The sequence below is a fragment of the Thermus brockianus genome (assembly GCF_021462505.1).
GTDB classification, from domain to species: domain Bacteria; phylum Deinococcota; class Deinococci; order Deinococcales; family Thermaceae; genus Thermus; species Thermus hydrothermalis.
In genome coordinates, this window is the sequence record NZ_JAKEDV010000011.1 from 13,585 (window position 1) to 26,495 (window position 12,911).

Here is a 12,911-nt window from a genome sequence, read left to right on the forward strand (position 1 = left end):
TTAAGGGGATGCCGGGGATCGCCATCATCGGGGCGCAGTGGGGGGACGAGGGCAAGGGCAAGGTGGTGGACGCCTTGGCCCGGGACGCGGACTACGTGGTCCGCTACCAGGGCGGGGCCAACGCCGGGCACACCGTGGTGGCGGAGGGCCGGGTTTTCAAGCTCAACCTCCTGCCCTCCGGGGTCATCCACCCCCATGCGGTGAACGTCCTGGGGGACGGGATGGTCATAGACCCCTTCCGCTTCCAGGAGGAGCTGGAAAGCCTAAGGAAGGAAGGGTTTGACCCCAGGGTCCTGGTATCGGAAAGGGCCCACCTGGTCCTACCCCACCACAAGTACGTGGAAAGCCGCCACAACTTCGTGGGCACCACGGGCCGGGGCATCGGCCCCGCCTACTCGGACCGGGCCAGGCGGGTGGGGATTAGGGCGGGGGACCTTTTGGACGAGGAGGTCTTGCGGGAGAGGGTGCGCCGCCTCCTCCACGAGAAGCCCAACTCCACCCGGGAGGCGGGCTGGGACACGGAGGAGAAGGCCCTCGCCGACCTCCACCGCATGCGGGAGATCCTGAGGCCCTACATCGCCGACACCGGGGCCCTCCTGCGGGAGGCCTGGCGCAAGGGGAAGCGCCTCCTCTTTGAAGGGGCCCAGGCCACCCTCTTGGACCTGAACTACGGCACCTACCCCTACGTGACGAGCTCCCACCCCACGGTGGGGGGCATCCTGGTGGGCACCGGCCTCCCCCACAAGGCCATCACCAAGGTCTACGGGGTGGCCAAGGCCTACGCCACCCGGGTGGGGGAAGGCCCCTTCCCCACGGAGATCCACGGGGAGTTGGCCCACCACCTGCGGGAAAAGGGGGGGGAGTACGGCACCACCACGGGCAGGCCCCGCAGGGTGGGCTGGCTGGACCTGGTGGCCCTGAAGTACGCCTGCGAGGTGAACGGCTTTGACGGCCTGGCCCTCACCAAGCTGGACGTGCTCTCGGGCCTGGAAAAGGTGAAGGTGGCCGTGGAGTACCTGGACGGGGCCCGCCCTGGGGAGGCGAGGCCGGAAGCGGTGCGCTACCTGGAGCTTCCCGGCTGGGGGGAGCTTTCGGGGGTCAAGGGGCGGGAGGACCTCCCGGGAAGCCTCCTCCGCTACCTGGAGCTCATTGAGGAGCACACGGGGGTGCCCGTGGTCCTCTTCTCCACGAGCCCCCGCCGGGAGGATACCTTCGGGGCGGTGAGCTGGGTCTAGGCCTTAAGGAAGGCCACGTACCGCTCCAGGAGGAGGTAGGCCTCGCCGCTTGCCAGGACCTCCTGGGCCCGGCGCACGCCCGCCTCGAGGCTCCCCACCGCGCCGGCGGCGTACAACCCCGCCCCCGCCGCTAGGGCCACCGCCTGGGCCGCAGGGCCCCTTTCCTCCCCCTTCAGGAGGCGCCGGGCCCGCTCGGCGTTCTCCTTGGGGGTGCCCCCCTTGAGGGCCTCGAGGGGGGCCCGCTCCAAGCCCACCGCCTCCGGGGTGAGGGTGTAGACCCCCTTCCCCACCTCCGCCACCCGGTTCTCCCCGAGGACGAGCTCGTCCGCCCCTTCCCCGTGCACCACGAGCCCCCGGGCCCCAAGCCGCTCCAAGGCCTCGGCCATGGGGGAAAGCCACCTTTCGCTATAGACCCCGAGGACGTAGGCCTCCGCCCCGGCGGGGTTGGTGAGGGGGCCCAAGAGGTTGAAGACAGTGCGGATGCCAAGCTCCGCCCGCACCGGGGCCACGTGGCGCATGGCGGGGTGGAAGACCCGGGCGAAGAGGAAGCCGAAGCCTAAGGCCTCTATGGCCTCCCCCACCCTTTCGGGCGGGGCCTCCAGGTCCACCCCCAAGGCCTCCAAGAGGTCGGCGCTCCCCGCCTGGGAGCTCGCCGCCCGGTTCCCGTGCTTGGCCACCGCCANCCCACGATGTCCAGAAGGGGCCTCCGGCCCACCCTCAAGGGCCTCGCCGCCTCCCGCATGGCCCGGGCCATAGCGGCGATCTCGTGGGGCCTTTCCCCCCTTAGGGCCATGGCGGTGAGCACCCCCGCCGCCCGCACCGGGGAAACCTCCCCCCGCATCAGGGCCTGCATGAGGCGATAGGCCTCCTCCTCCTCCAACACCTCGCCCAGAAGCGCCTTCCGCACTACTTCCATGGGTCCTCCAAAAAGTTCTTGAGGATGAGTTTACCCGCCTCGGTGAGGTAGCTTTCCGGGTGAAACTGCACCCCGTGGGTGGGGTAGGCCCGGTGCCGAAAGCCCATCACCGTGCGCCCCCCCGCCTCCTCCACCCAGGCGTTCACCCGAAGCTCCTCGGGCACCTCCACCACTACCAGGGAGTGGTAGCGGGTGGCGGGGAAGGGGCTATGGAGCCCCCGGAAGACCCCGGTGCCGTCGTGGTGGATCTCGCTCACCTTGCCGTGCATGATGAGGGGAGCCGGCACCACCTTCCCCCCGAAGGCCATGCCGATGGCCTGGTGGCCCAGGCAGACCCCGAGGATGGGGTAGCGGGGGGCGTAGCGGGCGATGAGGGGCAGGGAAAGCCCCGCCTCCAACGGGGTGCAGGGCCCGGGGCTAATCAGGATGCGGTCCGGGTCCAGGGCCTCCACGTCCTCGAGGGCGAACTGGTCGTTCCGCCAGACCACGGGGCTCGCCCCAAGCTCCCCCAGGTACTGCACCAGGTTGTAGGTGAAGCTATCGTAGTTGTCCACCACCAAAACCCGCATCTAAAGCCCCTCCTCCGCCATCTCCACCGCTTTCAATAGCGCCTTGGCCTTGTTCAGGCACTCCTGGTACTCCCTCTCCGGCACGGAATCCGCCACGATCCCCGCCCCCGCCTGCACGTGCATCCGCCCGTGGGCGATGACGAAGGTGCGCAAGGTGAGGGCCACGTCCAAGACCCCATCGTAGGCCAGATAGCCGAAACTCCCCCCGTAGGGCCCCCGGCGGTGGGGTTCCAGTTCCTCAATGATCTCCATGGCCCTAATCTTGGGGGCCCCGGAAACCGTGCCCATGGGGAGGACGCTGGCCAGGGCGTCCAAGGGGGTCTTCCCCTCCGCCAAGACCCCCTCCACCGTGGACACCAGGTGCATCACGTGGGAGTAATACTCCACGTGCAAAGGCTCCACCACCCGCACGCTGCCAAAGGCCGCCACCCGGCCGATGTCGTTGCGGGAAAGGTCCAGAAGCATCACGTGCTCCGCCCGCTCCTTTTCGTCCTGTAGAAGCTCCTCCGCAAGCCGCCGGTCCTCCTCCTCGTCCCTGCCCCGGGGCCGGGTGCCGGCGATGGGCCGGGTCACCACCTTGCGGCCATCGGAGCGCAGGAGGCTTTCGGGGCTGGCGGAAACCAGAACCACCTCCCCCAGGTCCAGATAGCCCATGTAGGGGCTTGGGTTCACGCTCCTCAGGGCCCGGTAGAGGGCAAAGGGGTGGACGGTAAGGGGGGAGGAAAGCCGTAGGGAGAGGACCACCTGGAAGATATCCCCGGCCCGGATGTACTCCAGAGCCTGCCCCACCGCCTCTAGGTACGCCGCCTCCGTCATGTCCGCCTGGAACCGGGCCCGCCCCCCGGGCCTTTCCCCCGGGACCCCGGGCAAGGGCCCCTTAAGCCGCCCCTCGGCCCAGGCTAGGCGGGCCTCCGCCTCCTCGGGGTCCACCCCCGGGGCCACCAGGTGGAGGAGGTTTTTCAGGTGGTCAAAGACCGCCACCACCTCGGGCTCCACGAAGAGGAGGTCGGGCAGGCCCAGGTCGTCGGGCTTGAGGGCGGGAAGGCGCTCGTAGTAGCGGATGAGGTCGTAGGCGGCGTACCCCACCACCCCCCCGAAGAAGGGGGGAAGGTCCGGGTGGCGCTCCAGGGGGGCGTGCACCGCCTCGTAGAGGGTGCGCAAGGGGTCTCGGGTGGGCAAGGGCTTCCCGTTTACGGTAAAGACCCCGTCCTTCAGGCGGAAGGTGCGCCTCGCCCCTACCCCCACGATGGAGAAGCGGCTTTGCCGCCCCCGTTCCACGGACTCCAGGAGGAAGCTCACCGGGGCCTTCTCGGCGAGCTTGAGGTAGGCGGTCACGGGGGTTTCCAGGTCGGCGAGCAGGGTTTTGCGAAAGGGCCTTAGGGTCTCCATCCCACCTCCTACAAAAAGCCCCCCGGGTGTACCCCGGGGGAAAGACCGCCTCCGCCCCGGGGCCTAGCCGGGCCACCAGAGGACGGAGGGAAGGGTCATGCCCCAAGGATAGCCCAAAGGGCCCCTTGGGGTCTAGGGGGCTAGAAGCGCTCGGCCACCGTCTTCATCTGCAGGAAGTGGAGGAGGTAATCGGGCCCCCCGGCCTTGGTGTCCGTGCCCGAGAGGTTGAAGCCGCCGAAGGGCTGCACCCCCACCAGGGCCCCCGTGATCTTGCGGTTGAGGTAGAGGTTCCCCACGTGGAACTCCCGCCTGGCCCTTTCCAGGTGCTCCCGCTTGCGGGAGTAGACCCCGCCCGTGAGGCCGTAGACGGTATCGTTCGCCACCTCCAGGGCCTCGCCGAAGTCCTTCACCCGGATCACGGAGAGCACCGGGCCGAAGATCTCCTCCTGGGCGATCCTGGCCTTGGGCGGCACCTCGGTGAAGACCGTGGGGGCGATGAAGTAGCCCTCCCCCTCCAGGCGCTTACCCCCGAGGACGAGCTGGCCTTCCCCCTTGCCGATTTCAATGTAGGAAAGGATTTTCTCCTCCTGGGCCTTGGAGGCCACGGGGCCGAGGTCGGGGTTCTCCTCCGCCGGGCCCACCACCAAGCGGCTCGCCCGCGCCAAGACCCGCTCCATCAAAGGCTCAAAGGCCTTCTCCGTGACGATGAGGCGGCTTGCCGCCGAGCACTTCTGCCCCTGGAAGCCGTAGGCGGAAACCAGGATGCCCTCCGTGGCCGCCTCCAGGTCGGCGGTCTCGTCCACGATGATGGCGTCCTTGCCGCCGAGCTCCAGGAAGACCCGCTTGATCCACCGCTGCCCAGGGGCCAGTTTGGCCGCCGCCTCCTGGATCCAAAGCCCCACCTCGAGGCTCCCCGTGAAGTTGATGAACCGGGTCCTGGGGTGCTCCACCAGGTAGGCCCCCACCTCCTTCCCTTCCCCGGGCAGGAAGTTCACCACCCCCGGGGGGAAGCCCGCCTCGTGGAAGATCTCAAAGACCTTGGCGGCGATGACCACGGTGTCCTCGGCGGGCTTGGCCACCACGGTGTTCCCCACCGCCACGGGCCCGGCGATCATCCCGGTGAAGATGGCGATGGGGAAGTTCCAGGGGGCGATGACCACCCCGGCCCCCAAGGGGATGTAGAAGCTCTCGTTGTCCTCCCCAGGGTAGGGCACCACCTCCACGGAGGGGTACTTGTACTTGAGGGCCTGGCGGGCGTAGTACTCCAGGAAGTCAATGGCCTCCGCCACCTCGGCGCTGGCCTCCACCCAGTTCTTGCCGATCTCGTAGACCAAGGTGGCCTCCAGTTCCCGCCTGCGCCTTTTCATGAGGGCGGCGGCCTTGAGGAGGAGGCGGCTCCGGTCCTCCTGGGGCCAGTCCTTCCAGGCGCGGAAGGCCCGCCAGGCGGCCTCGAGGGCAGCCTCCGCCTCCGCCCGCCCCGCCTTGGCGGTGCTCCCCACCACCTCGCTCGGGGCCGAGGGGTTTAGGGAGAGGATCCTCGCCGGGGTGTCCACCCAAGCCCCGTCAATGTAGAGGCCCCAGTGGCGGCCAAACTCGGCCCGGACCCGCTTTAGGGCCTCCTTCATCTCCCGCTTGGCTTCCTCGGTCTGGAAGGTTTCTATGGGTTGGTTGCGGAAAGGCTCCACCGTCATGGCTTCCTCCTTTAGCCTCCCAAGAGGCTCCTTAGCACCAAGAAGAGGTTCTCCGGCCTCTCGGCGATGCGCCGGCTTAGGTAGGGGTACCAGTCCTTCCCGTAGGGCACGTAGGCCCGCACGGTATAGCCCTCCTGGGCCAGGCGCCGCTGCGCCTCCGGGCGCACCCCGTAGAGGAGCTGGAACTCAAAGGCGGTCCTGGGGATACCGAAGGCCTCGGTGTAGCGCTTCACCTCGGCGATGAGCCTGGGGTCGTGGGTGGCGAAGGCCACGTATAGCCCCTCCCTTAGGGCGAGCTTCCCCAGGTGCAGGTACTCGGCGTCAATGAGGCGCTTGTCCTGGAAGGCCACCTCCTTGGGCTCCCGGTAGGCTCCTTTGACAAGGCGCAGGTTGGGGCGGTAGGGCAGGAGGTCCCAAAGGTCCTTCTCCGTGCGGAAAAGGTAGCTTTGGAGCACAACCCCCACCCCGCTAAACCCCTCCTCCCTTAAGGCCTTGTAGAGGCGCAAGGTGGCCTCCACCCGGGGGGAGTCCTCCATGTCCAGGCGGACGAAGACCCCTTTGGGCTCCGCTTCCCGCAGGATGCCCCTTAGAAGCTCCAGGGCGAGGCCCTCCGAAAGGTCCAGGCCGAGCTGCGTGGGCTTGACGGAAACGTACTTGGGCCAGGGCTTTTCGGCAAGGGCCCGGACCAGGCCCAGAATCCCCTCCTGGAAGGCCCGGGCCTCCTCCTCCGAGCGCACCATCTCGCCCAAGAGGTCCAGGATGGCGTGGACCCCTTGGGCCTCGAGGGCCTCCGCCACCTCAAGCGCCTCCTCCAGGGTCTCCCCCGCCACATAGCGGCGCACCAGGCTTCTCGCCCGCCCCTTGATGAGGGCCTCCACCCGGGGGTTTCCCGCCACGGAGAGCACCGTCTGCCGATAGATGAGGTCCAGGTTCATACGCCTCCTTTCCGAAGCTTCGCCACCACCAGGTCGCGGAAGCGGTACACGTGGGCCTCCACCGCCCGCTTGGCGCCTTCGGGGTCCTTCCGCCTCAGGGCCGAGAGGATGGCCCGGTGCTCCCGCCTTGTGGCCTCGTCCTGGGAAAGGGTGGGGAGGGCGCTCCGGGCCAGGGCCAGTGTGGAGAGCAGGTCCTCGTAAAGCCGGTACAGGGTCCGGTTCCCGGAAAGGCGCACCAAGGCCCGATGGAACTCCAAATCCCGGCGCATCTGCTCGGGGTAGTCCTCGGGGAGGGCCTCGTCAATGGCCCGGAGGCTTTCTTCCAGGGCATCCAGCTCCCAAGGCGCGGCCCGTAGGGCCGCTTCCCGCGCTGCCTCCCCCTCCAGAAGGGCCCGCACCCCGTAGACCTCCTCCACCTCCTCCGGGGTGAAGGCCTTGACCCTCGCCCCCTTGCCCGGCACCAGCTCTACAAGGCCCTCCTCGGCGAGACGCATCAGGGCCTCCCGCACCGGGGTGCGGGAAACCCCGAGCTCCTGGGCCAGAAGGGGCTCGGAAAGCCTTTCCCCAGGGGCGAAACGCCCGGAGAGGAGGAGGTCTTTGAGGTGGCTGTAGACCGCCTCGCGCACCTGGTTGGGTCGGCGGAAGCCCAAGGTCTGCATCCTGTATACAATATAGGGGACCCAGGGCCACAATCAAGGGCGGGGTTTCCCCCGCCCCCGGCCCTAGGCTGGATCGGCCTAACGGACCCGCGCCTCTATGGCAAAACCGCTCACCTCCGTAACCTCCAAGGGAAGAAGCCGAAGGCCCTCTAAAAGCGCCGCAAGCTCGTCCACGGACCCCTGGAAAACCACCTCGGCCTCGAGGACGCCGTTGGCGAAGCTCTTGCGCTCCGCCGAAACCACACCCTTTTGGGCTCCCAGTTCCCTTAGCAACACCGAAGCGTCCGTAAAGCTCTTAAGGCCGGTCACCGTCAGGCGGACCACGGGGCTAGCCCCGGCGGCAGCGAAGTTCTGCTTGCGCAATTCCTGCCCCACCTGCTTGCCCAGGTTGCGCAGGGCCGCAAAGGCCGCTTCCCGCTCAGAGGTGCCTGTCCCCGTCTGCGAAGGGCTCCAACTCCCCACCACCTGGCCCGTGCTGGCCATCACCAACCGCACGTCCGCCGTGGCCTTATAGGTGTAGAAGGTGGCCACGTTGGTGCGGGTGGCCAGGACGCGGGAGGTGAAGACGCGGCTCACCACCACGGCATCGGCCTTAAAGTTGGTGGCCAGGGTAATGGCTGCCAAAGCATCCCCCTGCACCAAGCGGGTGAGGAGCTGGCGGTCCGCTACCTTTTGCACCTGCGCAGCGTCCAGCACCCGAAACCCCCCCTGGAGAAGCTCCTCCCGCAAGGCCGCCTCGTAAAGACCCGCCTCTTCATCCCACCAGTACTCTCCCTGGCTCACCAGGATTAGGGTTTTGGGCCCTTGGCCAAGGGTGACCCCTAGAACAAGGGGGATCAGGAGAAGAACGAAGCGCCTAAGGCTGCTGCTGGTAAGGCTTCCCATCCGGAGCATACTTGAAGTAACTCCTAGGCGTGCGCTTGATGATCTCCTCCACCGCCTTGGAGGTCATCACAGCCAACGCCTTACCCATGGGGGTCTTCTCGTATTGCTTCAACCCACCCACAAGGGCAGCCCCCGGCCCCAGAATGCCTAGGAGCCCCCCGTAGTCCACATCCGTAGCCTCCCCCTCCACGCGGAAAGCGGAAATGATGGCGCCGCTTTGGGCATCCACGATGCGCATATCCACCGCCACGTAAGAGCGCTTCTGCCCCCCGCCAAAGGCACCCAGGAGGCCTCCCAAAATCCCTCCGCCCCCTCCCCGGGTACCACCGGCATCGGGCTCAAAGGCTGTAATGGAGCCTACAACCAGAAGCTCAGCCCCCTGGAGGTTGAGGGGTTTACCCCCGAGGTAAGCCTCCTGTTGGATCTGCGCCAACACAGAACGGTCGTAAAGGATGAAGTGGTTGGTGTTGATGAGGGCGGTCATCAAAAGCTCCGAAATGGAAGCCCCCACCCCCGCAGGGCACTGGGCAGCAGCGCAGATAAAGTTGGCCACCACCGCCTTAGCCCGTGGCCCCGTGTAGTTGGCATAGGGGTTTTCCCCCTCCAAACCCGAAGAGGTCTTGGTGGTCACGCTGGGGGCACACGCTGTCAAAGACGCCAATAGGGCAAGAGCAAGCAGAGCAAAGCTTTTTCTCATAGGTTTCACCTCACTTCTAGGCACCTAAGGGGTCTCTAGGCGCCCGATCCTAACTTATTGCCACGGAACAAATAGGGTCAAGTGCAAATGCACGCGGCTTACAACTGCCTGAGGCTAAGCTTAAGGGTTTTTCCCCCTATGGCTTAACCAGGCCTTGAGCCCGCTCCCCATCCGCTTCCACCAGGGCCCAAACCGGGCCCCGTAGCTTCGGGCCGCCTCCTCGGGGGATAGCTCCACCCCAAGTTCCTGGGCCAGGAAGTACCGGTGGTCCATGATCCAGAGGTAGAGGTCCGCCCCCGTGCGCCCAGGGAACTCCGCCAGGAGCCCAAGCTTCCGGATGGCCTCTAGGGTTGGCCTATAGAGGTTTTGGTACCAGTCCACCACCGCCTCCTCCCACGGGATCTCCCGGCCCTCCTCGAGGCCCCGGAAATACCGCCGGGTGGCGATGTGGTCCAGGAGGATGTCATAGCGGCCCAGGGTGGAAAAGAGGATGTCTTCCGCCTCGGGCACGAGCGCTTTCAGGCGGGTCTTCTCTAGGAAGTTGGCATACTCCGCCTTCAGGATCAGGTCCTTCAAGGTGTCCTTGGCCTCCACGGGCACGGGGACATCCAGGGCGATCACGTAGGCGTCTATGTACTTCTGCCCCGTGGCCTTGGCCAGGGCCACCCGGTGGTTGCCGTCCTTGACAAAGTAGACCTCCCCCACCTGGTAGACCTCTATGGGGGGAAACTCGTACCCCTCTAGCTGCAAGGCCCTAAGCCGCTTCCAGCGTTCCAGGGTGTGCGGGGTCTTGGGCAGGAAACGGCGGTCAAAGTCCTCGTAGCGGTCCACCGAGCCCACCACCTTGTCCACTTCAATGGTCTTTAGCCCCAGGTGGTGCTCCCCCTTGGGCCTGAGCGCCAGGACCTGGTGGAAGGGCAAAAGCTCCGAGGGTTCCCCCCGGAAGCGGTCCAGGAGTTCTAAAAGCCTAGCCCGGCGCTCTAGGCGCTCCGCCTCGGTTTCCGCCTGTAGGAAGCCCCGCATGGAACCGCTACCACCCCTTCCCTTAGGGTAGCCCCTTCGGGTCAGAAGAAGGTGAAGAAAGGACCAAGGCCTGGACAAAGGCGAAACCCAAGGGGTTAGATAGGGGCATGAGCCTTTCCTTGCGTGCCAGGGTGCAAAGCGAGCTGGAGCGGCTAAAGCGCGAGGGGCTTTACATCAGCCCCAAGGTCCTCGAGGCCCCCCAGGAGCCCGTGACCCGGGTGGAGGGGAAAGAGGTGGTCAACCTAGCCTCCAACAACTACCTGGGCTTCGCCAACCACCCCTACCTCAAGGAAAAGGCCAAGCAGTACCTGGAGCGGTGGGGGGCGGGAAGCGGGGCGGTGCGCACCATCGCCGGCACCTTCACCTACCACCTGGAGCTGGAAGAGGCCCTCGCCCGCTTCAAGGGCACGGAAAGCGCCCTGGTCCTCCAGTCCGGCTTCACCGCCAACCAGGGGGTCCTGGGGGCCTTGCTCCAGGAGGGGGACCTGGTCTTCTCCGACGAGCTCAACCACGCCTCCATCATTGACGGCCTGCGCCTCACCAAGGCCACCCGCCTCGTCTACCGCCACGCCGACGTGGAGCACCTGGAGGAACTCCTCAAGGCCCACGACACCGAGGGCCTCAAGCTCATCGTCACCGACGGGGTCTTCTCCATGGACGGGGACATCGCTCCCCTGGACCGCATCGTGCCCCTGGCCAAGAAGTACGGGGCGGTGGTCTACGTGGACGACGCCCACGGCTCCGGGGTCTTGGGGGAGAAGGGCAAGGGCACCGTGCACCACTTCGGCTTCCACCAGGACCCCGACGTAATCCAGGTGGCCACCCTCTCCAAAGCCTGGGCCGTGGTGGGGGGGTACGCCGCCGGCGCCTTGGAGCTCAAGGACCTCCTCATCAACAAGGCCAGGCCCTTCCTCTTCTCCACGAGCCACCCCCCGGCGGTGGTGGGGGCCCTCCTCGGGGCCTTGGAGCTCATTGAGAAGGAGCCCGAGCGGGTGGATAGGCTTTGGGCGAACACCCGCTACTTCAAGGAAGAGCTCGCCCGCCTGGGCTACGACACCCTGGGAAGCCAAACCCCCATCACCCCCGTCCTCTTCGGGGAAGCGCCCTTGGCCTTTGAGGCGAGCCGCCTCCTCCTGGAGGAAGGGGTTTTCGCCGTGGGCATCGGCTTCCCCACGGTGCCTCGGGGAAAGGCCAGGATCCGCAACATCGTCACCGCCGCCCACACCCAGGAGATGCTGGACAAGGCCCTCGAGGCCTACGCCAAGGTGGGGCGGAGGCTCGGTATAATCCGCTAAATGCTCCTTCCCCCTCCCCTCCCGCAAGGAGCCACCGGAAAGAGCCTGGGCCGGGTGGAAACCCCCCCCGAGGTGGTGCGCTTCATGGTGGGCCTGGCCGAAGCCCCCCTAGGGGGAAAGGTCCTAGAGCCCGCCTGCGCCCACGGGCCCTTCCTCAAGGCTTTCCGGGAGGCCCACGGCACGGGCTACCGCTTCTATGGGGTGGAGATAGACCCAAGCGCCCTGGACCTCCCCCCTTGGGCGGAGGGCCTCCTGGCGGACTTCCTCCTCCTGGAGCCTAGGGAGGCGTTTGACCTGATCTTGGGAAATCCCCCTTACGGCGCTCTAGGGGCAGGGGCGCGCCTTCCTGGAGAGCTTCGCCGCCTCTACCGGAAACGCTTCGCCACGTGGCGGGGGCGGTACAACCTCTATGGGGCTTTCCTCGAACAGGGCGTGCGCCTCCTTCGGGAAGGCGGAAGCCTGGTCTATGTGGTGCCTGCGGGGTGGATGGTCCTGGAAGAGTTTCAAAAGCTCCGCCGCTTCCTGGCCGAGGAAGGCGCCTTGGAGGTTTTCTATCTGGGGCGGGCCTTTCCCAGGCTCAAGGTGCGGGCCACGGTCCTCCGCTTCCGCAAGGGGGGGAGGGGCCTTGCGCTTTACGATGCCGAAGGCCTCGCCGCGGGTAAGCCCCCTGCCCTTCTCCTAGAAGACCCCTTCTGGCAAGGGGATATGGTGCGCTTCCCTCACCCCGAGGCCCTGGCCCTGGAAAAAAAGGGCTTGCCTTTGGGAAGCCTCTTCCACCTCCACTTCGCCGCCCGCAGCCCCGAGGTGAAGGCCCACCCCCTGACCCGCCTCGAGCCGGGGCCCGGCCTGGTGCCCGTCCTCACCGGGCGGAACCTCCTGCCGGGGAGGGTGGACTACGAAACCCCCCATTCCGGCCTCTACTTCCCCAAGGAAGCCGCCCCCCTCCTCAAGCCCTTCTACGCCTTCCCCCACCTGGTGGTGGGCCACACCCGCCACTACCGGGTGGTGGCGGCCTTGGACGAGCGGGCCTACCCGTGGCGGGAGGAGTTCCACCTGGTGCCCAAGGATGGGGTGAAGGTGGACCTGGCGGGCCTCGTGGACTACCTGAACGGCCCCGAGGTCCAGGCCTACTACCGGGGGCTTTACCGGGAGATGGTCCCCCACCTCACCCGGCCCATGCTGGAGAGGCTTCCCGTACCGCCCCACCTCCTCTAGCGCCCCGTGAGATAGACCCGAAGCACGAGCCCCACGGCGAAGAGAAGCCCCAGGGCCACGAAGACCTCGGGCCGTTTGGGGGGGTCCTTGAGGCTCCGGTGGAACCACCCCCCGGGCTCGAGGCCCCCCAGGTAGTGGAGCCCCGCCGCCAAGAGAAGGCCATAGAGGAGGTGGAGCCCCTCCTTGGGCCTCAGGCCCAAGAGGAGAAGGCAAAAACCCAAGGCCACCTGGAGGATAGCCACCCAGGCCACCCCCCGGAGCGCCGCATAAAAGCGGGAAGGCAAGGGGCGGAAAAACCCCGCTAGCCCCACCAGGGCCAAAGCGGGCACCGCTACCAGCAAAAGGAGGCCCAAAAGGGCGTGGAGGAAGAGCAGGACCGGCATGGCCGCATCATACCGGGGA

The 12,911-nt window shown here is 66.9% G+C and carries 12 protein-coding genes and 1 pseudogene; 3 read left to right on the forward strand and 10 right to left on the reverse strand.

All coding sequences use genetic code 11. The features are described from left to right. Positions 1-8 precede the first annotated feature (8 nt). Positions 9-1,235: an adenylosuccinate synthase gene (locus tag LXN00_RS11480; protein ID WP_234508343.1), complete on the forward strand. Its 1,227-nt coding sequence runs from the start codon at positions 9-11 to the stop codon at positions 1,233-1,235. On the opposite strand, the pseudogene trpD reads toward LXN00_RS11480, so the two are convergent. The 9 genes and pseudogenes from trpD to LXN00_RS11525 form a co-directional block, all read right to left on the reverse strand. Then, a pseudogene (gene trpD / locus LXN00_RS11485) lies at positions 1,232-2,151 on the reverse strand (anthranilate phosphoribosyltransferase). The gene LXN00_RS11480 and the pseudogene trpD overlap by 4 nt on opposite strands. Then, positions 2,142-2,720 (reverse strand): anthranilate synthase component II, encoded by a 579-nt coding sequence (locus LXN00_RS11490; protein WP_234508345.1) that lies wholly within the window; start codon positions 2,718-2,720, stop codon positions 2,142-2,144. The pseudogene trpD and the gene LXN00_RS11490 overlap by 10 nt, the downstream one beginning before the upstream one ends. Next, positions 2,721-4,109, reverse strand: coding sequence for an anthranilate synthase component I (gene trpE / locus LXN00_RS11495; protein WP_234508346.1), 1,389 nt, complete (start codon positions 4,107-4,109; stop codon positions 2,721-2,723). A 140-nt stretch (positions 4,110-4,249) separates the two neighbouring features. Then, positions 4,250-5,800 (reverse strand): L-glutamate gamma-semialdehyde dehydrogenase, encoded by a 1,551-nt coding sequence (gene pruA, locus LXN00_RS11500; RefSeq protein WP_234508349.1) that lies wholly within the window; start codon positions 5,798-5,800, stop codon positions 4,250-4,252. Between the two features lie 11 nt (positions 5,801-5,811). Then, positions 5,812-6,735 (reverse strand): proline dehydrogenase, encoded by a 924-nt coding sequence (locus LXN00_RS11505; RefSeq protein WP_234508351.1) that lies wholly within the window; start codon positions 6,733-6,735, stop codon positions 5,812-5,814. Beyond that, positions 6,732-7,394: a GntR family transcriptional regulator gene (locus LXN00_RS11510; protein ID WP_234508352.1), complete on the reverse strand. Its 663-nt coding sequence runs from the start codon at positions 7,392-7,394 to the stop codon at positions 6,732-6,734. The genes LXN00_RS11505 and LXN00_RS11510 overlap by 4 nt, the downstream gene beginning before the upstream one ends. A 78-nt stretch (positions 7,395-7,472) precedes the next feature. Beyond that, on the reverse strand, positions 7,473-8,279 hold the full coding sequence (locus LXN00_RS11515; protein WP_234508354.1) for a hypothetical protein: 807 nt from the start codon (positions 8,277-8,279) through the stop codon (positions 7,473-7,475). Then, positions 8,251-8,910, reverse strand: coding sequence for a CsgG/HfaB family protein (locus LXN00_RS11520; protein WP_234508356.1), 660 nt, complete (start codon positions 8,908-8,910; stop codon positions 8,251-8,253). Before LXN00_RS11520 ends, LXN00_RS11515 begins: the two co-directional genes overlap by 29 nt. A gap of 186 nt (positions 8,911-9,096) precedes the next feature. Next, positions 9,097-9,999: a DUF4032 domain-containing protein gene (locus LXN00_RS11525; RefSeq protein ID WP_234508357.1), complete on the reverse strand. Its 903-nt coding sequence runs from the start codon at positions 9,997-9,999 to the stop codon at positions 9,097-9,099. Between the two features lie 107 nt (positions 10,000-10,106). On the opposite strand from LXN00_RS11525, the gene LXN00_RS11530 reads away from it, so the two are divergent. After that, complete coding sequence (locus LXN00_RS11530; RefSeq protein ID WP_234508359.1) at positions 10,107-11,294, forward strand: glycine C-acetyltransferase; 1,188 nt, start codon at positions 10,107-10,109, stop codon at positions 11,292-11,294. Further along, positions 11,295-12,509: a TaqI-like C-terminal specificity domain-containing protein gene (locus tag LXN00_RS11535; RefSeq protein ID WP_234508362.1), complete on the forward strand. Its 1,215-nt coding sequence runs from the start codon at positions 11,295-11,297 to the stop codon at positions 12,507-12,509. Here the strand turns inward: LXN00_RS11535 and LXN00_RS11540 are convergent. Then, complete coding sequence (locus LXN00_RS11540; protein WP_234508364.1) at positions 12,506-12,892, reverse strand: hypothetical protein; 387 nt, start codon at positions 12,890-12,892, stop codon at positions 12,506-12,508. The genes LXN00_RS11535 and LXN00_RS11540 overlap by 4 nt on opposite strands. Between the last annotated feature and the right edge of the window lie 19 nt (positions 12,893-12,911).

What these genes read in the sequence shown, in the direction of transcription:
- LXN00_RS11480 (WP_234508343.1), top strand. Translation starts at nt 9, where the DNA reads ATGCCGGGGATCGCCATCATCGGGGCGCAGTGGGGGGACGAGGGCAAG.
- LXN00_RS11490 (WP_234508345.1), bottom strand. Translation starts at nt 2,720, where the DNA reads ATGCGGGTTTTGGTGGTGGACAACTACGATAGCTTCACCTACAACCTG.
- trpE (WP_234508346.1), bottom strand. Translation starts at nt 4,109, where the DNA reads ATGGAGACCCTAAGGCCCTTTCGCAAAACCCTGCTCGCCGACCTGGAA.
- pruA (WP_234508349.1), bottom strand. Translation starts at nt 5,800, where the DNA reads ATGACGGTGGAGCCTTTCCGCAACCAACCCATAGAAACCTTCCAGACC.
- LXN00_RS11505 (WP_234508351.1), bottom strand. Translation starts at nt 6,735, where the DNA reads ATGAACCTGGACCTCATCTATCGGCAGACGGTGCTCTCCGTGGCGGGA.
- LXN00_RS11510 (WP_234508352.1), bottom strand. Translation starts at nt 7,394, where the DNA reads ATGCAGACCTTGGGCTTCCGCCGACCCAACCAGGTGCGCGAGGCGGTC.
- LXN00_RS11515 (WP_234508354.1), bottom strand. Translation starts at nt 8,279, where the DNA reads ATGGGAAGCCTTACCAGCAGCAGCCTTAGGCGCTTCGTTCTTCTCCTG.
- LXN00_RS11525 (WP_234508357.1), bottom strand. Translation starts at nt 9,999, where the DNA reads ATGCGGGGCTTCCTACAGGCGGAAACCGAGGCGGAGCGCCTAGAGCGC.
- LXN00_RS11530 (WP_234508359.1), top strand. Translation starts at nt 10,107, where the DNA reads ATGAGCCTTTCCTTGCGTGCCAGGGTGCAAAGCGAGCTGGAGCGGCTA.
- LXN00_RS11535 (WP_234508362.1), top strand. Translation starts at nt 11,295, where the DNA reads ATGCTCCTTCCCCCTCCCCTCCCGCAAGGAGCCACCGGAAAGAGCCTG.
- LXN00_RS11540 (WP_234508364.1), bottom strand. Translation starts at nt 12,892, where the DNA reads ATGCCGGTCCTGCTCTTCCTCCACGCCCTTTTGGGCCTCCTTTTGCTG.